Source organism: Shimazuella alba, assembly GCF_009831235.1.
GTDB lineage: Bacteria > Bacillota > Bacilli > Thermoactinomycetales > Thermoactinomycetaceae > Shimazuella > Shimazuella alba.
On the sequence record NZ_WUUL01000012.1, the window covers coordinates 68,677 to 91,606 of the forward strand.

Here is a 22,930-nt window from a genome sequence, read left to right on the forward strand (position 1 = left end):
GTTATTATTTTATGAATCATATTTAAACTACTTTCTGGTGCATGATCTTTTGATGTATGTCATAAAAACCATTATGATTGAAGAAAAAGATGGACGCTCAGCGTAAACTTGAGTTTCTTGTTTCATTTTTTCATGGTCCATTAGGGTCACTGTATCTGTGAAAACCAATAAGATTGGCGTTGCGCAAGACCGCGTCATTGTCAGGACATAGGTACAGGGTAGGTAACGGATATAAAATAAATCCTCTGCTTTGTAATGTAACAAAGTTGGAGGATTCATCAAAGAAATCATGGCAAAAAAGATGTCGTATGACATTTTATTACTTTCTATATAGAATAACTGTTTAATTGATAGTGCGGTATCATGTCACTTGTTTCTTCTCATTCATTGGTATATTTTCATTTAAGGTTTGGAGAAGGGATTATTCATCCCTTTATCTGACTCCTTTTATTCTTCAGTACTTCTGGCTGGACAGGATCTTTTACAAAAAAAGCAGTGAAGAGGGCAATCGCACTTCCGATCAATCCATATAGAAATAGATGATGAATACCTGCCATAAAATCATCTGACTGATTTAGAAATATACCCATAATAGTAACACCAATGGCAGTTCCAATATTACGAATAAACAAGGTAAATGAAGTAGAAACTCCCTTTTCATTTTCTAAAACAAGTTGTTGCGCTCCAATAACACCTGTTGTAGAAAGTAAACCAAAAGCTGAACCTTGAATCAACATGACAAAAAACACATACCAAAATCCATGTTCCATCTCTAGCAAAAAAAGGAAAATACCTGAACAAAGCAACACAGCATTTCCAATTATAAATAGCGGACGATAGCCGTATTTTGCTATCCATTTCCCTGCTGCAACAGATGAAAACATCCAACCGATTGCTGTGCCAAGTAATGCTAATCCACTTATGAAAATAGAAAGGTGCGTTATCTTTTGCAAAAACAATGGGATATAGCTCGCTGTCCCAAATAAAGAAACCCATCCCAAAAATCCATTTACGTTCATCCAGCGGAGTTGTTTATCTTGAAACAAATAAAGAGGAATAATCGGTGATTCTTGTTTTCTCTCCACCAAGATAAAAACAATGAGAAAGAAAACGCCAATGACACCATAAAGTATTTGATAAGTTTTAACTACTGTTGTTAAAAGTAGTAAACTCACACTAACTATAAATAAAATCGTCCCTATGTAATCAATCGAAGTTTTTTTAGGAGTATACACTTCTTTATAAGGTAGTAACGTAACCAACGCAAGGATTGCAATAGGTATATTGACATAAAATATCCATCTCCAAGTCAAATACTCAACAAATAAAGCTCCCAACATCGGCGCAAGTACAGCTGATAATCCCCACATAGCTGTCCCCAGTGCTTGGATTTTTCCACGTTTCTCAATGGAAAATAGATCTCCTGCAATAATAGCGGGAAAGGGAAGCATAAAACCAGCTCCAATCCCCTGAATACCCCGAAATATAACTAGTTGCACCATATTCTCTGATATTCCACATAGCAGAGAACCAACTAAAAACAAAACAATCCCAAAAGAAAATACTCGTTTTCTACCATATATATCAGATAAGCGACCTGCTATAGGAGAGAAAACAGTTGTGGTAATCATATAAGAGGCAAATATCCATGCAAACAAGTCAAATTGACCAAGGTTTTCTGCGATAACAGGGGCGGTTGTATTCATGATAGTAGTATCCAAAGAGGCGACCAAAAGAGAGAGAATGATACTAATCAAAACAGATATTTTCCTATTCATTATGACCTCCTACTCCATTTCATACTTTTGGTTATTAGGTACACAATAATGTATCATTTATTACAATATAGTAGAAGTAAAGGAAAGTACATATATAGTTGGAAAAATTAAAACTAGGCCTACTATAGACCTAGTTTTAATTAAAGAGAAGAAGAATAACCAATCCGATTCATCAATGCTTTACTTTCTTCATTCAATCCTCGAATCATCACTTCTTTTTCTAATTGTTTGTATTTGCTTTGAACCTTGGCAATTGCTGTGACAGCTGATTGATCCCATATATATGGGAATGGGTAAAGTCGATTACAATTTCTTTTGGATCATCATGGTAGGTAAAGAGATCTGTAAAATGACTCATTGTTCCAAAAAAGAGTTGTCCAGATATGTGATAAACTTTGTTTCATCTTCCAGTTTAAATAGATACATCCAATCTTGTGATTTTCCATCCAAATAGAACAGCACTTAAAACCACTCCAGTGGTAACCCCTTTTGCTAAGTCATGCGTTGCAACTACAATCGCTACCGTTACCAGCATCACTAACGCATCGCTGCTTGGAATACGATGCAAACTTCGCAATGATTGCCAATCAAATGTACCAATCGAAACCATAATCATTACTCCAACCAAAGCAGCCATTGGAATTTGTTTCACAATATCCCCTAGTACCATGATCAAAAACAATAGAAAAACCCGGCAACTATTGTGAATATACGACCTCGACCATCAGATTTTAAATGGATGACAGATTGCCCAATCATCGCACATCCAGCCATACCACCAAAAAATCCGGTTACGATATTGGCGATTCCCTGACCTTCTATTTCTTGACTTTTCTCGCTTTTTGGTGAACATTTCCCATGTCAACGGAATATGTGAAATGTGAAAGAGGGGTAAAGCTTGCTTGATTTCTCCCATGTCCTCTACCGTACGAAGATCCAGATGAAAAGCAATCGCTATTATACTCATTACAATAATCGCTACTAAAGAAGACGGAACTATTTTTGTAAAATGTGGCAAAATATAAATAATTGCTAAAGTACCAACGACCATTGCATACATCATCCATGATTGTCCCGTAAAATGAGTTGAGCCATAAAAATCAAAATAGCTAAGGCATTCACAAAACAAATTACAACCGATTGCGGAATAAAACTCATAAAACGCCCAATTTTAAAGATCCCAAATATGAATTGGATGATACCCGTTAAAACAGTAGCCGCAAATAAATATTCTAGGTCATGATCTTTTACAACGTGACCATCAATAAAGCCATAGCTCCTGTAGCAGCGGAAATCATCCCTGATCTTCCACAACAAATGCAATGACAACCGCCATACAAAAAGAAGCATATAATCCAACCATTGGATCAACACCCGCAATAATCGAAAACGCAATCGTTTCTGGAATGAGAGCCAATGCAACGGTCATTCCAGCTAATACGTCTGCTCGAATATTTCCAAACCATTGTTGCATATACAATTGTTCAAACTGTACTTTCACTAATCTACCTCTTTTCTTTTTTATTCACTCGAAAATTACACTTGCGAAGTATACCATGTGAAAACACTTACATAGAGGTAAAAAATATTATTCTATTTGTCTCTTCAAACAATAATCCTCCTAAAAGTATGGAGCCTTTTTTTGTATGAATTTTGTCTCTTTCCATGTGGAAATCAAAAAAAGAATGTGATACGATATTTTTAATTTGATATCAGGAGTTGAAAAGTATATGTAATTTTTCTTGCTAATAAAGTAAAACATGAAAAGCAATTTTGTTTGTTTTATTTTTTATATGCAAGAAAGTTACTAAATCTTTTCACTCAAACCATGTATACTTATCTAAACCCGTAAATGGGTTAGATTTGCTATATTTCATTGAGCCACGAGAAAGTAACTTTCTTGTGGCTTTTATTTGTATTTTTCAGGAGTGTGATTTCATGTCTTTAATAAATGTTACAAATCTGACATTCGCCTACGATAATAGTTACGATAACATATTTGAAAATGTAAGTTTCCAAATAGATACCGATTGGAAATTGGGATTCACAGGAAGAAATGGTAGAGGAAAGACAACATTTCTCAACTTACTACTTGGTAAATATGAATACAGCGGAAGTATCCATGCGAGCGTACAATTTGAATATTTCCCTTTCCACGTCAAAAACGAAGAACTGAATACAATTGATGTAATCGACGAAATTTATCCTGATTATCTTCACTGGGAATTAATGCGTGAATTTTCCTTACTAAAAATTTCAGAAGATGTCTTGTATCGCCCTTTTGATTCTTTGTCCAATGGAGAACAAACCAAAGTATTATTAGCAACATTATTTTTGAAAGAAAATAGTTTTCTATTAATTGATGAACCTACCAATCATCTGGATCGAAATGCAAGAAAACTGGTAAGTGATTACCTTCACGCGAAAAGTGGATTTATTCTAGTATCTCACGATAGATCATTTCTTGATAATTGCGTAGATCATATCCTTTCCATCAATAAGACTAACATCGAAATCCAAAAAGGTAACTTCACCACTTGGTGGGAAAATAAACTCAGACAAGATAACTTTGAGTTTGCAGAAAACGAAAAACTAAAAAAAGACATCAATCGATTGTCTAAATCTGCCAAACAAAAAAGTAACTGGTCACACAAAGTGGAAAAAACGAAAAATGGAACCACAAACTCCGGTTCCAAAGTAGATAAAGGATATATAGGTCACAAAGCTGCTAAAATGATGCAGCGCTCCAAAGCAATGGAGAAAAGACAGCGAGCTGCTGTTGACGAAAAGTCAAAGCTCCTCAAAAATATCGAAAGCGCAGACAGCTTGAAGATTTCACCACTTGCTTATCATAAAAAACAACTTGCTGAACTTGAGAATGTCTCTATTTATTACAGCAAAATGTTAGCTTGCACAGATATAAGTTTTACGATTGAACAAGGGGAACGAATTGCGCTTTCTGGTAAAAATGGATCCGGCAAATCAAGTATTATCAAACTTATTTGTGGGGAGAACATCGACTATACTGGGGTCTTTAGAAAAGGAAGTCAGCTTAAAATATCCTATGTTTCACAAGACACCACAAACTTGCAGGGAAATTTAACTGCCTATGCGAGAAACAATGGACTTGATGAAAGTCTATTTAAATCAATTCTAAGAAAACTTGATTTTTCTCGAGTCCAATTTGAAAAGGATATTTCAACTTTTAGCGGTGGTCAAAAGAAAAAAGTATTGATTGCAAAAAGTCTTAGTGAAAAAGCTCATTTGTATATATGGGATGAACCACTTAATTTTATTGATGTTATTTCACGTATGCAAATTGAAGAATTATTGCTTGAACACTCCCCAACTATTCTTATTGTGGAACATGACAATGAATTTTGTAAGAATATCGCTACGAAAATCATTGAACTCTAATGTAATTATTTCATCATTTGCTTTGTGTATCCTCATAAAAATGCAGCGTAAAAAGTTAATGACTCAAGAAAAGATGGAGAAAAACTCCACCTTTTCTTGAGTTTCTTTATCTTATGGGACAAGCTCCCGTTGCGCAATCTTCATTATCTAATTCAAAGTCCTCACCAGTATCTTCGAATTGCTCTAACAATGTATAATCAAAAGGCTTCATATTTTCTTTCATAATCTCAAATTTCTCTTTGGTAATACTCTCGTAAGGTGCTAATTCATAAGCATGGCCATCCAGTTTTAGAAAAGAAACTGCGACCATATCATCCCAATGTGTATAAATATTATCCGCAACTTGCTCCCATTCTCCATCCTTTACAGAGATCGTATTGGAGGAATTGTGCTCTGTATAATTATCTTGGAAATTGTAGTACGTATTTAATTGCTCGATAGCTGAAACTTCATACTTGGTTCGAGTTACGGGAGAAGATATCGGAAACTCAATAACTTTCGTATCAACTGGTACAAACCGCTTTGTCCCATTTTCGTCTGTTATCGATATACCTTGTCCAACTTCATTATGAACAGACCATCCAAGCTCTTCCGCTACTTTGCATAATGGATCGGTAGCATTTATCCGCACCCGACGAATGAAATATGGAGAATGTGTATGATGCAGTCCAGAAGATACACCTCCTGCAACTTGGGAAATAGTTCCTTCTGGTTTCACCGCTGTAGTTAACAGAGGACGTGGTGTACCTAAAGAATCAGCATACTCATTCGCAGCAGATCGAGCTGCATCTCTCATTTGTTCCTGCAATAACTGTTCTTGCACTTCATCATAACCAAGTGCTTCCATCGCATCTTTCCAACCTGTGACAGAACATCCAATCAATCTATCTCTCTTCTGTACTGCATCCCACTTATAAAGTTCTAGGTCAACGTTTGTCATACGATAGCCAGCTCGTGCAGATAGTTTTTGTGCTTGTAATAAGCTAGAAAGATTTAATTCGCCATTTTCCACAAAAGCCATCATATTTATAGTGGTTAAATTACACAGTCCCCGTGAGTCCAGTAATATCTCCACACATGGATTTACACCTTGAAAATTTGGTCGTCTTTTCCTCGCTGCTTCTGCATTGACAAAACAAGGCTCTCCTTCATTCTCCAATACATCAAACTGCCATTTCAAGCGCTCCCAAGATGGTTTTTCTTCATAGAAAATACTGTTATTACTCATATAACGATGACTTTTATCTGGATATTGCCAAAGATTTTGTTTTGCCATAATTGTTTCATCGTCTTTTGCATCTAGCAAGGCGATTTCACTTGTACGCCGCACCCCTCCAATAACCACATTTTGGCCAATAATATTACAAATATCTAGTAAATGAACTGGTCTTAATTGCCCGTTTTCTGGCCTTGGTGCAAATCGATCTGTTGTAAGTACATCATGAATCTTCTCAAACATAACTTTCAATGAGTCATGACCTGATGCTGTGCCGCCAAATGTTTTTAACCGTTCACCTTTCGGCCGAACATCATTATAATTTATAATTACTGTCTCAATCCCTCGATAATCTTTATTCCAAAATAGTTTTAAGTACAAAGATAAAGCTTGTACCCATCCTTCTTTGGAATCACCAACTTTAATCTCGGCAACATCTCCCGTGAAAATGATCGATGTATGATCTGTTCGTGCATATTTTGGAGTTGCTTTATACTTCGTATGAATCAGTTGTAAATTGTCTCGAACCCTAGGAAACTTAGCAACATCAGAGTTAAGAATCCTAAATCCAACTCCTGTGCCAACCATAAGTAAATAAAACAAATCATCAATTGCTTCAAAATCATCCATTACAACAAAACTACAATTAAAGTTCGCCATTGGATATTTCTTTGCAGCTTCTGTACCACCAATCCAAAGGGTACGTCCGGAAAGGAATTGACGAAGATGAAACATATTATCAAAGAGACGTTCTGCTTCTTGTTCCGTTGTCTCTTCAATTAGGGAACAATTATACTCAACAGCTCTTTTACATGTTTCTTTCCATGTTTCACGTCGTTTTTCTTCAAATAACCAGCGTGAATATGTTCGTAAATAAACAAATTTAGAGTATGCCGTCATATGTTCTGGGAATTCATCATACTGCTCTAAAAATTTATCGGATAATTTCATTACCATTCAGATCCTTCCACTTTCATTCTAGATAAAAACTAGAATAGTTTAATATGTACATTTTCATAAAAGTAGAAACAGCATAAACTTCCGTTCATGACCGCCCCATATATAGTCCTATTAGAGTATAACTCATACTATATATTGTGTGAAGAGGAAATACGGAAGAAAAAATTCTGTATATTTCCGATCAACTAGAAACGACTTTTGGTCCTCTTATTCAAAATAATGATTTCATTAGAGTTTGATTTCGTTTTCTAAAAAGGTCATCAGTTTATATACTTATTATCAAAAAAAAGAAGAAAGAAGAAAATGGTAACGAATATGTTCCAATTCAACAAACTTGCCAACCTAGTATTAATCTCATTGACAATAACAATTTAAAGGGAATGAAAATGTGGTCATAGTGATATGCTTAGAGATAAGGAGCCTTCAATCACTAACGTATTTTGACCGTTTGATACCTATGTAACTCGAGACCGCTGATTTGTCAGCGATTTTTTTCTTTTCTTCTTAAATAGTAGATAAATGCAATACCAGCGAAAGCCGAGATAAATGTTGCAATTGCAAAGTATACATAAGCTATAGCAGCTAATTCTTCGATTCTGTTAAAATACATTGCTAAACAAACGAAAATAGCAAATAGTATACACATAGCTAATATAGGAATAGACTAATAAATAGGTTTATTAGGCAATAGCTTAAATAGTATATATATACTGATTCCTATATAAGCTATTAGTAATATTGGCAACAGTAGAATATTTTCCCGAAGAAAATCATGGATTAAGATTCGCTCTATTTCAATTATCAAGGACTTAAGTTGACTCATTTTATCATTCTCCTATATCTAAAATTGTAAAAATATATATACTTCATTATTATTTTTTGTTACTCACTAGCTGTCTATAATGATTTTCACTTTAGCTTTCATATAATATTATTCATAAAATTACATCTAATTTGGGTTGGCAGAATAGAGAATTCCATAAAAGAATGAATGACTTTTGCCCAAGTAAAACCAAAAAGTATATTGGTGATTGTATTTCGTAATTATTCTAACAATATATATCCATCTCACAACCCATAGATTAGATATTAGTTTCTGTACAAAAAAAGGAAGAAATAGTTATCTTTTACACAAGTAAATCATTCATAAGAAAATTAAGATAATAAGTTGAATATATGATGAGATAAGTGTACGTAGATCAACCCCCTGACACTCCATATAGGAGATAGAGGCATAAAATGACCATGTCACTTGACAGTATCCTCAGTTCTCTCAAGGCACAGATCACTCAAGATCTGAGCAACAGCCGAGCGCTCAAGGAGTTGCTCCATGACGAAAATCACTGCCAAGTGGATTGTCAACACCAAACTAGACAACTTTTTTAAGATGTGATTGTTTGTACTCCTCTGGACTCACATATCCCAATGTTCCGTGAATACGAAATATTGAACCAGTTCACATAGTCACGAAATTCGATTGTAAACTGTTCCAGACTGTCAAAAGTCGTTGGATATACAAATTACGTTTTAATGATTTTAAAAGTAGCTTCTGCAACTGTGGTGTCATACGGACATGCTTTCTTACTGAGGGACCTACTAATGTGAAAGGTGGCTAATGTTTCATCCAACAGTTGGTTGGTAAACTCGCCACACTCCCCACTTCCTTTGTTCAACGATTTGCTCTAATGCCTCTACGATATCTTTTTCGAAGGGTCTTTTGGTCATCTGACTAGCCTGATGTAATCCATTTTGAATGAACTGGTCAGAGAGTGATGGATTGGATAAAACTTGGATGATGCCTTGGGCGATCGCTTTGGGGGAGTGATATAAGCATTGTGAAGATGTTGACAGAAGTCAAGCACTTCTCCTGAATCGGCGGTCATAACTGATGTACCACAAGCCATCGCTTCCAAGGGTGATTTATTCAACAAGTACTTTGAACGAAAAACCTAATCACTCACCCTTATAATCAGATTAAATCAGATAAAAGTCTCGTTTCTACAAGAGAAGATTTTTCTTATCCCGTTCCCTCTTATACAGAGATACTGGAAGAGTTAAAGGATTGGATGGATTTCCAACCCAATTTGAGAATAGAAGCTATTTCAAAAGTCGATTGACACACAAAAGGATGAACACAACGCACCTAAATCAAGTAGATGAATGCATGAAAGAAGCCCATCAAGCATAAGTAATGATGAGCTTCTTTCATGTGTTTCTATGTTATTTGTAGGGGATCTATCAATCCTCTTTCAGATTATTCACAATTTGACTCAACGCCTCATTGATTGGGGTAACTGGACGTCTGAGGAGTTTTTCAAAATCATTGCTCTCCACTTCTAATGTACCTTCTCGAATATCTTTCTGGATGTTAACAAGCATAGGAATAAGGAAATCTGGCACGCCAGCACCTTTCATTATATCTGCATAAGTAGCGTCATCAACCTGTTGCACAGGTACTTCTTTACCCAATACAGCTCCAAGAGCAGATACAAGTTCTTCTTGAGTCCATAACTTGCCAGAGAGCTCATAGATTGTATTTTCGTGTCCCTTTCCAGATAGTACCTCTGACGCAGCTTCTGCATAATCTTGTTGTAGTGCCCAACCTACTCGTCCATTTCCTGCTGATGTTACCCAGGGAGTTCCAGCTAGGACACCTTGAATATTTGAAATTTCATTCTCCAAGTACCAGTTGTTGCGTAAAAAAGAGTAAGGAATCCCTGTTTTCAAGATCGCTTTCTCCGTGGCTCGATGAGATGGAGCAAGGAACAACTTGCTTTCACTTGCATTCACTACACTAGTATAAGCAATAAAATTAACTCCATTACGCTCTGCCGCAGTTACCGCATTTGTATGTTGTCGAATTCTTTCTTCGGTGTTGCCAGTATCCGTAGAAATAATTAATAAACGGTCAATACCGACAAATGTAGTATCTAATGTGTCAGGATGATCAAAATCTCCTTGGCGAATTTCCACTCCACGAGAACGTAATCCTTCCGCTTTTTCTGGATTGCGTACACTTACAGCTAGTTGACCCGGTGGTACAGTCTTTAATAGTATCTCTACTACTGCCGATCCTAATTTACCTGTTGCACCTGTAATTAACATCTTCATAATTTATTTCCTCCACTATATGTTCGTCACAATGATTCTTGATATACAGCAATGTAACCAATACCCTTAACCCAACATGTAATCATTGTCTGTTTCTATAAAGTTTTATTTGTTGAGTTATCAAGTATAGGCATATAATATATTCATAGTCCTAATAATAAAAGTAGTTATCTTTTTATGACATAGTCACAAAAACAGAACCATTAAGAAAGAGAGGCGCTTAACATGGCTCGAGTTTCTTTTCAGGGTGAAGTGCCTGAGGAACAAAAAGAGGTATGCCCAGTCACTGTAACTCAAAATGTAATTGCAGGAAAATGGAAAATCATTATTCTTTGGCATTTAAGTAAACAAACAAGACGGTTTAGCGAACTTCAACGGCTGGTACCTGGAATTTCAAAAGGAATATTAACAACTCAATTGAGAGAATTAGAAAAAGACCAAATTGGTTGTTTAGAAGTAGAAGGTATCTTCCATGACGGGAGGTGGATATTTTGGATTTCACAGAGTGACGAGGTCAGTTCCCACATAGACAGCAGTTTTTGCTGATGTGTGCTAAACCAGCGCACGCCTATGTGGGACTACTACTTCTAGTTAAGTAAGGAATCTAACAGCACGAGAACTAGACTGCTTTTTTAAAAAACGACTGCTTATATTCTTCAGAACTTAGATATCCCAATGTTCCGTGAATACGTAACTTGTTGAACCAGTTAATGTAATCACGAAATTCAATTGTAAGCTTTTCCAAACTGTCAAAAGTCATTTGGTACACAAATTCCGTTTTAATGATTTTAAAAGTGGCTTCCGCGACAGCATTGTCGTAAGGACAGCCTTTCATACTCAGTGACCTGCTGATGTGGAAGATGTCTAATGTTTCATCTAACAATTGGTTAGCAAACTCACCACCTCGATCCATATGGAACATGAATCTCGCGTAAATCCCCTCGAACAGATGCAAAAGCCCTTGCAACCAACTCTTTATTCTTCTGAGAACCAGTGCTAAATCCACTAATCTCCCGATTAAAGAGATCTACCAGCACACAAATGTAATGCCATTTATTTTGGACTCTAACGTAGGTTAGATCACTTACGACCAGTTTTTTCGCTTCCTCTTGATGGAACTGACGATTCAATTTATTGGTTTGTTTGGATTCATTGCTTAGTGTTTTTTGTGGTTTAAACCGAGCTTTCGCGTAGCAAGAAACAAGCCCTTGATCCTTCATGATCCGACCAATTCGTCTTCTGGACACGATGATTCCACGTTTATGTAACTCCACCTTGATCTTACATGTCCCATAAGCTTTTCGATTTTTATGAAAAATCTCAAGAATGTCGCCGGTTACGTCATCCTCGGATTTGCGTTCTTTGGCTTCATAGTAATATGTGCTTCGAGGAATTTGTAGGACTCTACACATTGCTGATACCTAGTATTTGTCCGTGTTTTGCTTGATGACAACTACTTTCGTCCTATGATCAGCGCTGCTTGCTTTAGTATGTCGTTCTCCATACGTAACTGTTTGACTTCTTTTCGAAGTTGGATGAGTTTTTGTTCTTCAGGAGAACGCTTGTCTTTTTCTTTGAAAGAACCAGAGGTTTCCTCTTGTTTGATCCATTGTCGCGAGCAGATGGAGTTAGATCGTATTCCTCTACGATTTCTTGTATTTCTTTTCCATTTTGGTAAAGTTATACCATTTGCTTTTTGAATTCTGCTGTGAATGTCCGGCGTTTACTCTGTTTCATATTGGACTCTCCTCATCTGGTTTAGGTCAAGTGTATGTGACCTTATTTTTTCTGTCCAGATAAGTGTAGACGATCCAAAGTGATCAAAGCGAGGCAGCAGGGCAAGAGGCATTTCAAGCTTCTTATATTGATGGCTCTTCCTTTGGATCAGTTGTTCGAAGCGACTCACATGGACACCTCTGAACTCTGCCAGAAGCTTGACATGGATGACATGAACGACATCATCCTCGTTCGTCAGGTGCTCGAAAGTGCAGAGCGAGTCGCGAACGGCGACGAGATCGAGCTCACGAGTCTGTCCGTGAGATGCGTGTACTATCTGGCGCCGTTTCATCTAATAGCGGAGCCCCTCTTCGTTAGGGGTGGTGGGATTGCTTATTGTATACTTTCGTGTACAGGAGCAATCTCACCTCTCACCAATTTGATCTTTGCCTTAACCATGTGATCCAGTCTACTAATCTTATATATAAAATGAAAAACGATCCAATTAACTGGATCGTTTTTTAAACCCCATTTAACTTGGTGCATTTGTATCTACACTATTGGCAATGATAATAAATATCTGTATCAACAAAATTCAGACACTTAAACAAGAAAATATCATCATACTTTCGTTAAAAACGTTCCATCGTTAAATCAGTATTTACAGAAATTGCAGCTTTACTACCATCAGCAGCAGATATCATTAATGAAGAAGGAGCAGATTTTTCCGTTTCTCCAGCAATATAAATGTTTTTTTGTGTTGTTCTGCCGAAACCATCTGTTACCACTGCCCCGTTTTCTTCCACTTCACATCCCAGTTTTTCTGCAAACTGATTTGGACGATAAAAAGAAGATGGAATAACAAACCCACCTGATCTTAGGATTGTTTCCCCTGAGACAAATTCAATTTTTTGCAGATAACCACCATCACCAACTAAATTTTTTATCGGCTCTGATTTTATTTTGATGTTACGTTTTTGTAACTCTTGTACACCTTCTTTCGATATTTCAACTCCATTTGTTGAGACAACTAAATCCTTCGACCAATTATAAACTAACTTAGTCATGTGCAATATTTGGTCTTCTTTTTCTGCAAATATAATTAATGGCTTTTCCCTTAGTTCCCAACCATCGCAATAGGGGCAATTAAAAATGCTTTTTCCGTAATACTTTCTAATACTTGGAATAAAAAATACTTCTTGAATACCAGTAGCTAATAATATCTTTTCTGTCACATATTTTCGCCCATTGGTTGTTTTAACAATAAATTTTTTCTCCCTGTCTCTAATTATTTCAAGAACTTTTGTTTGAAAAAAAGATATAGATGGATAATTTTCTAATTCTCGCAATCCTATATCTTTAAATTCTTGAGGTTTTATCCCATCCCGAGTAATAAATCCATGCGATTGATTCGTGACTTTATTCCTATTGGTTCCATCATCAAATAATGCAATTTCTCTCCTAGCTCTACCTAAAGTCAAACTCGCACTTAACCCAGCAGGACCTCCACCTATCACAACACAATCAAACACTTTCATTTCTTCCCCTCCTACACAAAAGTAACTTTTCAAAATAAAAGACTTCAAAGGCATATTATGTCTATGATTCATTTAAAAAAATAATTTTACACATCTACCTCCACTTTTTTTGCTAACTCAGCTAATGTCTGATTTCTCAAATGGTCTTCCATCTTTTCTTCTGCCAATAATACCACCTGCTGAATCGCACATTCTGATCCATGATCCAAGCTACAATCGAACAAAGAGGCCTTTCCTTCAATGGTGTGAATAATATCAAGGAAAGAGATATTTTCCCAATTCCGCTTTAACCTATATCCACCTCGAGCTCCTGACGCTGATTCAATCATTCCAGCTTTGACTAGCTTGGTTAATATTTTGGACAGATAGGTAGCAGAAACACCTAACCTCTCCGCGAGCTTCTGCACACCAATCGGTTGATTTGGTGTGGCTGCTGTCAGAAAGAGCATAGTGTGAAGGGCATAGTCAGTAGCCTTTGAATACTTCAACTTAAATCACCTACTCTATCAAAGACTTCACATGCCTATAATAGCTTTTATATATGGACATCGTCAAGTATTCCCAACCTACTTTTCATTTGTAGGCCGCCTCTAACCTATATTTATCTATCCTTCCTATCGGACTGCAGAAACACATCAAATAATTTATTCTTTAAATTACTTTGGCCATGCTGAAACTACAAATAAAAAAGTCGTCCAATGACGACTCTAAACAAATATATGCTTATGGTCTTATTCAAGGACCAGGACAACTGTAGAAACTATTTAAGTGTACTCTTATCAATGTATTCAAACAAAAATGATTCGCCATTACGGTAAAATCTTGGATCGTAGATTCCTATTCTTTTATCGTCATCTACAACAACAACAAAAGGGGCCCATTTATATAATGTTTTGGCTCGAGGATTCATAGCAAATAATGTATGAAGGTCCTTTTCGCTACTAGATTGAAGTCTCTCCACCATATCAGCTTCTGTTATTAGAGAATCATTAATAATATCTACGGCATGGTCGTTTTTCCCCACAATCGTATAATGCCAAGGAATAAAGCTTGCGGATAACGCAACTTCTTGATAAGTTTTTTTATATTGTTCGTACATCAAATAACCTTGTATCGATTGAACAACTATATGTAAGACTACCAAAGCCCAGCCAATCCGAAAGATAGAATATGGCTTTACTTTTGGATAAATTTTGCTTGCAATAAACGACAATAAAAAGATAAGCCAGATAATGAAATCAACGATAGGAATGGTCCCAAAAGTTATCCGAACGGACGAAAATGGTTCCAAATAGCCCGTTCCCCAAGAATTGAATAGATCACTGGTATCATGTATAAATACGGAAATGAGAGCAACAAAAAATGATTGCATCCCCTTTATCCGAAAAATAAATCGATGTATCAGATAAAATAACAATGCCCATATAGGAATAAGAAAAACGGAGTGTGTAATTCCCCTATGCCACATCTGATATTGCCCCATTGTATCCCAAAGCTGGGAGATGACATCAATATCAGGAATTTGACTGGCTCCTATAGCAGTAAAGAGTAAAGCAAATTTCTCTTTCTTGCTCATCTTATCTTTATTGATACTCTTATAAATTCCGACTCCAAACAAAGTATGTGTAATAGAATCCATTTCTTCATCAGCTTCCTATTATATAATAGCAAAACAACTGAGGTGTTCAGCAATCTATCATTTTACTTCTTCATCCTTCTCCCTCGTTTGTATCTATACAGATATTTGTTCACCATATACATAAGATACAGAATAAGGATCTTGTGTCTTTCCCCACAGCTCATCAAAAACTCGTTTTCACCTCTAATTTATATTATATTCTTTTTAATGAACTCTTTTTTCTATAAATAAAGCATATTTTAAATCACAGTAAATGAAAAGCTCAATTTGTTGGTTGTACTCTTATAGGAATCTAGTCAGTTGTTTTATACGAATTTTATTTGAGAATGGTTTTACCATTAAAATATCCTTTATCCATTCAGTTGGTTTGAGTCGTCTACACTTATCTGTACAGAAAAGGTCACTACACTTGACTAAACTAAATGGGAGAATCCAATATAAAACAGAGTAAATGTCGGACATTTGCGGCAGAAGTCAAAAAGCAAATGGTGCAGCTCTCCCAAAATGGAAAACAAATCAAGCGCTCATAGAGGAATATGATTTAACTCTGCTCTCGACAAATGGATCAAAACAAGAGAAAAACTCTGGTTCTTTCAAAAAAAAAGATAATCGCTTTCCTGAATAACAAAAACTCATTCAGCTATGAAAAGAAGACAAACAATTACGAATGGAGAACGACATACTAAAGCAGGCAGCGTGAACATAGGACGATAGTAGCTCATCAAACAAAACATAGACAATTACTCGGTATAAGCAATGTGCATAGTCCTACAAATCCTTCGAAGTATGTAATACTATGAAACCAAAGAACGAAAAACCGAGGATGATGTAAGCCGCACCATCCTTGAGATTTTTTCAAAAAATCGAAAAGCTTGTGGAACACGGATGATCAAGTAGAGATATAAAAGTGTGGGTTCTTCGTATCCAGACGACGAATTAGTCGAACCATGAAGGAGCAAGTGCTTATCTCATGCTATACCAAAGTCAGGTTTAAATATTTAACCGCCAGTTCAAGCAAGAAGAAGCGAAAAAGGTGGTCGTCAGTGATTAACCTATGTTCGAGCTCACAAATGATACTATATTTGTGTCCTGATTGATCTTTTAATCGTGCGATTATTGGGTATAGCACAGGTTCACAGAAGAGTAAAGAACTAATTGCACGGGCATTTGCATCCGTTCGGGGTGATTTACGGGAGATTCAAATGTTTCAAACGGATCGAGGTGGGGAGTTTACCAACCAACTCCTAGATGAAACGCTAGCTACTTCTCACATTAGCAGGTCACTCAGTATGAAAGCGTGTACATATGACAACCCAGTTGGAGAAGCTACTTTTATGATCATTAAAACAGAGTTTGTATATCAAATGACTTTTGACAGTCTAAAACAACTTATGATTGAATATCGTGACTATGCAAATGGGTTCCATAAATTCCGTATTCACGGAACATTGGGATATGGTATGTGAGGTCCAGCTGAATATAAGTAGTCGTTTTTTAAAAAAGCGCTCCAGTTTCGTGTTAACAATCCATAAACTGAATCACAACATTTTTAAATACAATATGTATAAGAAATAAACTTTACGATTTGTCCTTTTTCAAATTCTTCATCATTTATTGCTATCTGCTTAAATCCGATTTTCTCCAGAACTTTTTGAGATGCTATGTTATTAATGGTTGTTTTGGCTAAAATTTGTTTTAAACCTTGATTATTCATAGTTTCAATTAACATCTTTAAAGCTTTGGAAGCAATACCCTTCCTAGTATATGCTTTACCTACCCTATAACCTACATGACCTAGTTTTTGAGAGTTATCTATATCAATTATGTTGATCCTTCCAAGAATCGAACCATTATTATTCTTAATCAGAAAAAAATAGGATAATCCTTCAGCTTGTTCATCTAGTAAGGCTTTATGTCTCTTTTTAAAGTTCTCAAAGACATAGTATTCATCACCACGGCATGGCACCAATTCCTCGAAAAAAACTCTGTTTTCAAGTTCAAATTCAAATAATTTTTCAGCATCTGTTTCGTGTAATTTTTCAATTGTAATATTCATAACCATTACCACCAATTCTATGTTTGCGGTTTAATATCCTGAGCGAAACTATAAAAAACAAATTCTTTATGGATGAAAGCGTTTAATGCTAAAACCAATAAACATAGCCCTTAAAAAGTTGTCTAGTTTAATGTTGAACAATCCAGTTACACAAAGAAACACTTTTAAACATTATCCCATACATGTTTGTGATGCTAGGAATTTTACAGACTCCGTAGAACCCATGCTCTAACTGGATCTTTCCATTGCTCATAAAGATTCCTTATACTCAGATTTTAAAATCCCGTATACGACCGAATCACGATACTGTCCATTTTGGTTCATTGCTTCTCTCAACACGCCTTCTTGAATAAATCCCAATCTTTTGGGTATTGCTCTGCTTCTCTTATTTGCTGGATCACATCGAATTTCCAAACGGTTCAACTCATATTCTTCAAAACAAATTTGCATTACTTTTTGGCAGCAATCCGTTATAATTCCCTTTCCCTGATGTTCCTCTGCAAGCCAATATCCAATCGCAGTCATCTTTGCAGCCCAATCAATCGGATGAATACCAATCATTCCAACCAATTCTTCTTTATAGTAAATACCGCTTTGAAATCCTTTGTTCTCTGCCAACTGAAGTAACCATTGTTGAATGACCTCTTTGTAATCTTCTAATGACTTCATATATTTGACCCAAGGAAGGAACTTTCCTAAATAAGGTCGAGAACGATCAACGAGTTGGAAAATCTCATGGCTATTCTTCTGTTGCATTAATCGTAGTTCTACTTCTGAACTCACAAGGATAGAAAACATATGCCTATCAAATCCTTTCCGATAAAGAATTACTCCAAACCTGATCCGTTTATCCTTTACTTACCTCAAATTGAACTTGACATCAAAAAGGAAACCATGGCCTGGATGGTTTGTGGTTTGAAAGAAATTTACCAGATATTGTGGAAATAATATAAATATTTTCACATATGTTGCAACGACCGACTCTGATTCTACTATTTCGTGTATCAAGGTTGGTCTTGTTATTTATATTTTAACTGTGTGTAGGCAATATTCCCTCTTAGGAGCTTAGGACAATGATCGACACTTGACCAACTCCTCCATACCACTTATTTTGATCTTGGTCATGAAAAAACTAGAAACTCACCTTGCTTTCCTGTCTATTTTACTTTTAAAAAACAGCTGATTGGTTATATAAAATTTCTCATTTATTTGTTATTGATCATATTGTTTATTTGTAATACAATTAAATCATAAAACAAGAATATGGAGGACGAATGGAGATGCACAATGATCAAAGAGAGGTGGTAGTAAAATCACTAAGTCGCAAAACGCTGTCCAAACAAGTAGAAGAACAAGTGATTCAACTACTGGTAAGTGGTCAATTAAAGCCTGGAGATAAATTACCAACGGAAATGGAATTATTGGAAAAATTGGAAGTTAGCCGCCCTGTACTACGGGAGGCATTGAGTTCTCTTGAATCATTAGGTGTGATCAAACGAAAAACAAGAGAAGGTACCTTCTTTTCGGAAAAAATCAGCAGCGAACCTTTTTCAGTCATGCTAGCTCTATCAATAGGCAGAATCAAAGAAATAATTGAAGCTCGTATGTCTCTTGAATTGGGGCTTGTCACATTAGCGGCAGAAAAGATCACAGATCAACAATTGGAACTTCTTCGTGAAAATATAGACAAAATGAAAACTGCTGATGATTCCTATCCATCCTACGACAGAGAATTTCATCAAATTATTGCACTTACCGTTAACAATAATGTTGTAGCAGGAATGATAGATTCTCTCTTGATTGCTTTTGACAAGATGAGTGCAGAAATTCAAATTCGCCATCCAAAAACGACAATTGAACATCATGAAGCAATATTTTCAGCTCTCCAAAAACGTGATCCCCATGCTGCTTTCGCTGCTATGTATCAACACCTAGATTTCGTACGTCAAAAAATTTTATTCGAAGGAGATCGTCTAAATTGAGTGATAGACATACAACTTTGCCGTCAGGGATACTTGGTTTCCCTGTTGCACCTTTTGCCCAAAATGGAAAATTAGACGAAAATGCATTTGCTGCGAATCTTAACTTTTTACTTGATGCTGAAGTTTCCTCCCTTTTTATTGCTTGCGGTTCTGGTGAATATCAATCATTAACACGTTCTGAATACCAGCAAATGATTGAGATTGCACTTTCTATTACCGATATGAAAGTTCCTGTCTTTTCTGGTGTGGGTGGACAACTGGAGCAAGCTTTAGACTTAGCGCAACTATCTCAAAATTTAGGCGTTGATGGCTATCTCATTCTTCCGCCTTATCTCGTTCATGGTGAGCAAGAAGGGCTTTATCAATATTACAAGTTAATCGCAGAAAGTACTGATCTCCAAGCAATTATCTACCAACGGGATTCTGTCGTCTTTCAGACCGAAACACTTAAAAAATTGGCTCAGATCCCACAAGTGGTCGGCTTTAAAGATGGGCGTGGTATCATGGAGCAGATCACCGAATTAAAACAAGAAATCGGAAATGAATTAGTCTGGATGAATGGTCTACCTTTTGCAGAGATCACACAGCCTATCTATCATAGTCTTGGATTTCAATCTTATTCATCCGCTATTTCCAACTATATACCTCACATATCCAAACTGTTTTATCAAGCTATCCAACAAGACGATCGGAAGACCATTACAACACTCTATCAAGAAGTGCTCTTGCCGATTAACCGAGTACGGAAAAAACGAGCAGGATATGCAGTATCTCTAATCAAATCAGGCATGGAAATAATGGGATTACCTGTAGGAGAATCGGTTCGAGCCCCGTTAATACCAGTAGAAAAAGAGCATTATCAAGAACTAGCGGCTATATTAACCCATACCATGGACCGATTCCCTCCAACATAAAGAGGCGAATAATAGTGAAAAGAATTGATTCAGGTCTATTAGAAAACCTAGTAAAACAAATTTTAACTCGAGCAGGGGTATCGAAAAATGAAAGTGCTATCATTGCTGAATCTTTGGTACACGCTGAATTATCTGGATGCCCCTCTCATGGTATATCCAAGCTGAGTGATTATTTGAAACGATTAGATGAGAATTTGATCGAGAAAACCACAACCATCACCACCGTGCGAGATACATTTACAACAGCAGTACTTGATGCCAACAATGGCTGGGGGCAGGTCGCCTCTCAGCGAGCTGTTGATCTAGCAATTGAGAAAGCTAGAAACTACGGCAGCGCATGGATTTCCGTTCGTAATTCCAATCACAATGGGCGGTGTGGGTATTGGGCTTCTAAAATAGCAAATGCTGGAATGGTTGGCATCGCTATGACCAATACCTCACCTGTTATGGTAGCTTATGGATCATCTGAATCTACTTTAGGTACCAATCCGATTGCCATCTCTGTCCCTTCTTCATCTGGAAATCCTATCTCACTAGATATGTCTACCAGTCATCAAGCAAGAGGGAAAATTACGCTCGCACATAAAAAAGGGGAATCGATTCCAAAAGGATGGGCAGTAGACGCACAAGGACTGCCTACAACAGATCCTAGTGATGCATTAGCTGGTAGTTTATTACCTATGGGTGGACATAAAGGTTCTGGGCTAGCAATCATGATTGATATTTTATCTGGTGTTATGTCCGGAGCATTATTTGGCAGTCATATTCCTCGTTTCTATGACGATGCTCTTCCCCAACAAATCGGTCATTTATTTGTAGCGATGGATATCTCCACTATGATGCCATTAGACGAATTTACGGACCGCATTTCTCAAAAAGAAAAGGAAACACGAAATAGCAAACCAGCCCCAGGACGTGAACAAGTCTATATGCCAGGTGATTTGGAACAGAAAAAATACATGGAAAATCGCAAAGCTGGGGTACCGATTCCGGAAGAGATTCTTCTTGAGTTAAAACATTTAGCAGCAAAAAATCAGGTGGCACACTTATATAAAGAGCTGATTAATTAGGAGGTAACTTAGATGACAACATACCAAAACTATATCAATGGTACATGGGTAGATTCCCATAGCGGACAAACGATCTCCATTACAAATCCAGCTAATTGGAATGAACCTGTAGGGTTTGTTCAAAAATCAGACCAAAATGATGTATCTTCAGCTGTACAAGCTGCCAAACAAGCAAATTCCACTTGGGGACAACTTTCTCCTATCGCTCGTGGTGCCTATCTAGAAAAAACTGCACGTATTCTAGAAGAAAGAATAGTAGATATTGCTACCACCGCTACACAAGAGATGGGTAAAACATTAGTAGAAACAACAGGAGAAATGGGCAGAGCCATCGCTATATTAAAATATTATGCACAAGAAGGCTGGAGAAAAACTGGAGATGTGATCCCATCTTCCGAAGAAAAGAACTTACTCTATACGACAAGAGTTCCTCTTGGTGTTGTAAGTGTGATCACTCCATGGAACTTTCCGATTGCTATTCCGATCTGGAAAATCGCTCCTGCATTAGTTTTCGGCAATACCGTTGTCTTTAAACCTGCGGAGGAAACTTCTATCACAGGAATCAAGCTCGTTCAAGCATTCCATGATGCAGGTCTTCCAGCAGGAGTAATCAATATTGTAACAGGAAAAGGTGCCGAAATCGGACCTGAAATGGTTCAAAATCCATCTGTTAACGGAATCACCTTTACAGGCTCTAATGGCGTAGGAAAAGGAATCGCCATGGAAGCCTTATCCCGTGGATGTAAATACCAACTAGAGATGGGTGGAAAAAACCCAGCGATTGTTTTGGCAGATGCTGATTTGGATCACGCAGCAACTTTAGTAGTTAGCGGTGCCATGAAACATACAGGTCAAAAATGCACTGCCACAAGTCGGGTGATCATAGAGGCATCTGTTTACAAGCAAGTAAAAGAAAAAATTCTAGAAAAAGTGAAGCAAATCCAAGTGGGCAATGGGCTGGATGAAGATACTTATATGGGTCCAGTTGTATCCAGCAAACAACAAAAAAATGTACTGAACATGATTGAGAAAGGAATTTCCGAAGGAGCTACTCTGCTCTACGGTGGAAAAATACTTACAGGCGATCAGTTCGATCAAGGATATTTTATTGAACCAACACTTTTTGAAGATGTAACCAATGATATGAGCATCGCACAAGAAGAAATTTTCGGACCGGTTCTCTGTCTCATAAAAGTGGATTCATTGGAAGATGCCATACAAGTCGCTAATGACAGTTCATATGGTTTGAGCGCTTCCTTATTTACTCGTGATCTAGCGAAAACACTTCAATTCACACAGCAAATGGAAGCTGGTTTAATTAAGGTGAATGGTGAAAGTGCAGGAGTTGAACTACAAGCGCCATTTGGTGGAATGAAAAGTTCCAGTTCTCATTCTAGAGAACAAGGCCAAGCAGCAGTGGAGTTCTTCACCTCGATCAAAACGATTACCATCACCCCTATCACATAGAAGTTGGGAAACCAACTTCGCCATATGTTGAAAGCGCATACAGCATAGATATCCCACATCAGGAGG

At 36.8% G+C, this 22,930-nt stretch carries 14 protein-coding genes and 4 pseudogenes; 7 read left to right on the forward strand and 11 right to left on the reverse strand.

The features are described from left to right. Positions 1-425: 425 nt before the first annotated feature. Together GSM42_RS16060 and GSM42_RS16065 are read right to left on the reverse strand one after the other, a co-directional pair. On the reverse strand, positions 426-1,778 hold the full coding sequence (locus GSM42_RS16060; protein WP_160802553.1) for an MFS transporter: 1,353 nt from the start codon (positions 1,776-1,778) through the stop codon (positions 426-428). A gap of 140 nt (positions 1,779-1,918) precedes the next feature. Beyond that, positions 1,919-3,252, reverse strand: a pseudogene (locus GSM42_RS16065) (SulP family inorganic anion transporter). Positions 3,253-3,716: 464 nt separating this feature from the next. Here GSM42_RS16065 and GSM42_RS16070 point away from each other — a divergent pair. Continuing rightward, positions 3,717-5,195: an Lsa family ABC-F type ribosomal protection protein gene (locus GSM42_RS16070; protein WP_160802603.1), complete on the forward strand. Its 1,479-nt coding sequence runs from the start codon at positions 3,717-3,719 to the stop codon at positions 5,193-5,195. A gap of 106 nt (positions 5,196-5,301) precedes the next feature. Here GSM42_RS16070 and nrdJ read toward each other — a convergent pair whose 3' ends face one another. From nrdJ to GSM42_RS16080, 3 genes and pseudogenes are all read right to left on the reverse strand, one after another. Next, positions 5,302-7,368: a ribonucleoside-triphosphate reductase, adenosylcobalamin-dependent gene (gene nrdJ / locus GSM42_RS16075; protein ID WP_160802554.1), complete on the reverse strand. Its 2,067-nt coding sequence runs from the start codon at positions 7,366-7,368 to the stop codon at positions 5,302-5,304. Between the two features lie 1,385 nt (positions 7,369-8,753). After that, positions 8,754-8,882 (reverse strand): annotated as a pseudogene (locus GSM42_RS21435) (hypothetical protein); the annotation flags it as partial. Between the two features lie 727 nt (positions 8,883-9,609). Beyond that, positions 9,610-10,482 carry an SDR family oxidoreductase gene (locus GSM42_RS16080; protein ID WP_160802555.1) on the reverse strand — a complete coding sequence of 291 codons (873 nt, stop codon included), beginning with the start codon at positions 10,480-10,482 and terminating at the stop codon, positions 9,610-9,612. Positions 10,483-10,707: 225 nt separating this feature from the next. Here GSM42_RS16080 and GSM42_RS16085 point away from each other — a divergent pair, with 225 nt between their 5' ends. After that, the gene (locus GSM42_RS16085) at positions 10,708-11,028 is read left to right on the forward strand and encodes a winged helix-turn-helix transcriptional regulator (RefSeq protein ID WP_160802556.1); all 321 of its coding nucleotides are present in this window, start codon (positions 10,708-10,710) and stop codon (positions 11,026-11,028) included. Positions 11,029-11,101: 73 nt separating this feature from the next. Here GSM42_RS16085 and GSM42_RS16090 read toward each other — a convergent pair. From GSM42_RS16090 to GSM42_RS16105, 4 genes and pseudogenes are all read right to left on the reverse strand, one after another. Beyond that, a pseudogene (locus GSM42_RS16090) lies at positions 11,102-12,219 on the reverse strand (IS3 family transposase). A 611-nt stretch (positions 12,220-12,830) separates the two neighbouring features. Further along, positions 12,831-13,736: an NAD(P)/FAD-dependent oxidoreductase gene (locus GSM42_RS16095; RefSeq protein WP_160802557.1), complete on the reverse strand. Its 906-nt coding sequence runs from the start codon at positions 13,734-13,736 to the stop codon at positions 12,831-12,833. Positions 13,737-13,822: 86 nt separating this feature from the next. Continuing rightward, positions 13,823-14,224 carry an Rrf2 family transcriptional regulator gene (locus GSM42_RS16100; protein WP_160802558.1) on the reverse strand — a complete coding sequence of 134 codons (402 nt, stop codon included), beginning with the start codon at positions 14,222-14,224 and terminating at the stop codon, positions 13,823-13,825. Between the two features lie 272 nt (positions 14,225-14,496). Further along, on the reverse strand, positions 14,497-15,375 hold the full coding sequence (locus tag GSM42_RS16105; RefSeq protein WP_160802559.1) for a metal-dependent hydrolase: 879 nt from the start codon (positions 15,373-15,375) through the stop codon (positions 14,497-14,499). 422 nt (positions 15,376-15,797) lie between these two features. Between GSM42_RS16105 and GSM42_RS16110 the strand changes: the two are divergent. Beyond that, positions 15,798-16,841 (forward strand): annotated as a pseudogene (locus GSM42_RS16110) (IS3 family transposase). Between the two features lie 83 nt (positions 16,842-16,924). Here the strand turns inward: GSM42_RS16110 and GSM42_RS16115 are convergent. After that, positions 16,925-17,431 carry a GNAT family N-acetyltransferase gene (locus GSM42_RS16115; protein ID WP_160802560.1) on the reverse strand — a complete coding sequence of 169 codons (507 nt, stop codon included), beginning with the start codon at positions 17,429-17,431 and terminating at the stop codon, positions 16,925-16,927. A gap of 249 nt (positions 17,432-17,680) precedes the next feature. Continuing rightward, positions 17,681-18,229 (reverse strand): GNAT family N-acetyltransferase, encoded by a 549-nt coding sequence (locus GSM42_RS16120; RefSeq protein ID WP_160802561.1) that lies wholly within the window; start codon positions 18,227-18,229, stop codon positions 17,681-17,683. Between the two features lie 482 nt (positions 18,230-18,711). Here GSM42_RS16120 and GSM42_RS16125 point away from each other — a divergent pair, with 482 nt between their 5' ends. Genes GSM42_RS16125 through gucD form a run of 4 tightly spaced genes read left to right on the forward strand, consistent with a single transcriptional unit; the run spans position 18,712 to position 22,864 of the window. Continuing rightward, the gene (locus GSM42_RS16125; protein ID WP_160802562.1) at positions 18,712-19,413 is read left to right on the forward strand and encodes a FadR/GntR family transcriptional regulator; all 702 of its coding nucleotides are present in this window, start codon (positions 18,712-18,714) and stop codon (positions 19,411-19,413) included. Further along, positions 19,410-20,327: a 5-dehydro-4-deoxyglucarate dehydratase gene (gene kdgD / locus GSM42_RS16130; RefSeq protein WP_237446667.1), complete on the forward strand. Its 918-nt coding sequence runs from the start codon at positions 19,410-19,412 to the stop codon at positions 20,325-20,327. Before GSM42_RS16125 ends, kdgD begins: the two co-directional genes overlap by 4 nt. Positions 20,328-20,341: 14 nt before the next feature. Then, positions 20,342-21,397 (forward strand): Ldh family oxidoreductase, encoded by a 1,056-nt coding sequence (locus GSM42_RS16135; protein WP_338055322.1) that lies wholly within the window; start codon positions 20,342-20,344, stop codon positions 21,395-21,397. A 12-nt stretch (positions 21,398-21,409) separates the two neighbouring features. After that, entirely contained in the window at positions 21,410-22,864 is a 1,455-nt protein-coding gene (gucD, locus tag GSM42_RS16140) for an alpha-ketoglutaric semialdehyde dehydrogenase GucD (protein ID WP_160802563.1), read from the forward strand. The last annotated feature ends 66 nt before the right edge of the window (positions 22,865-22,930 follow it).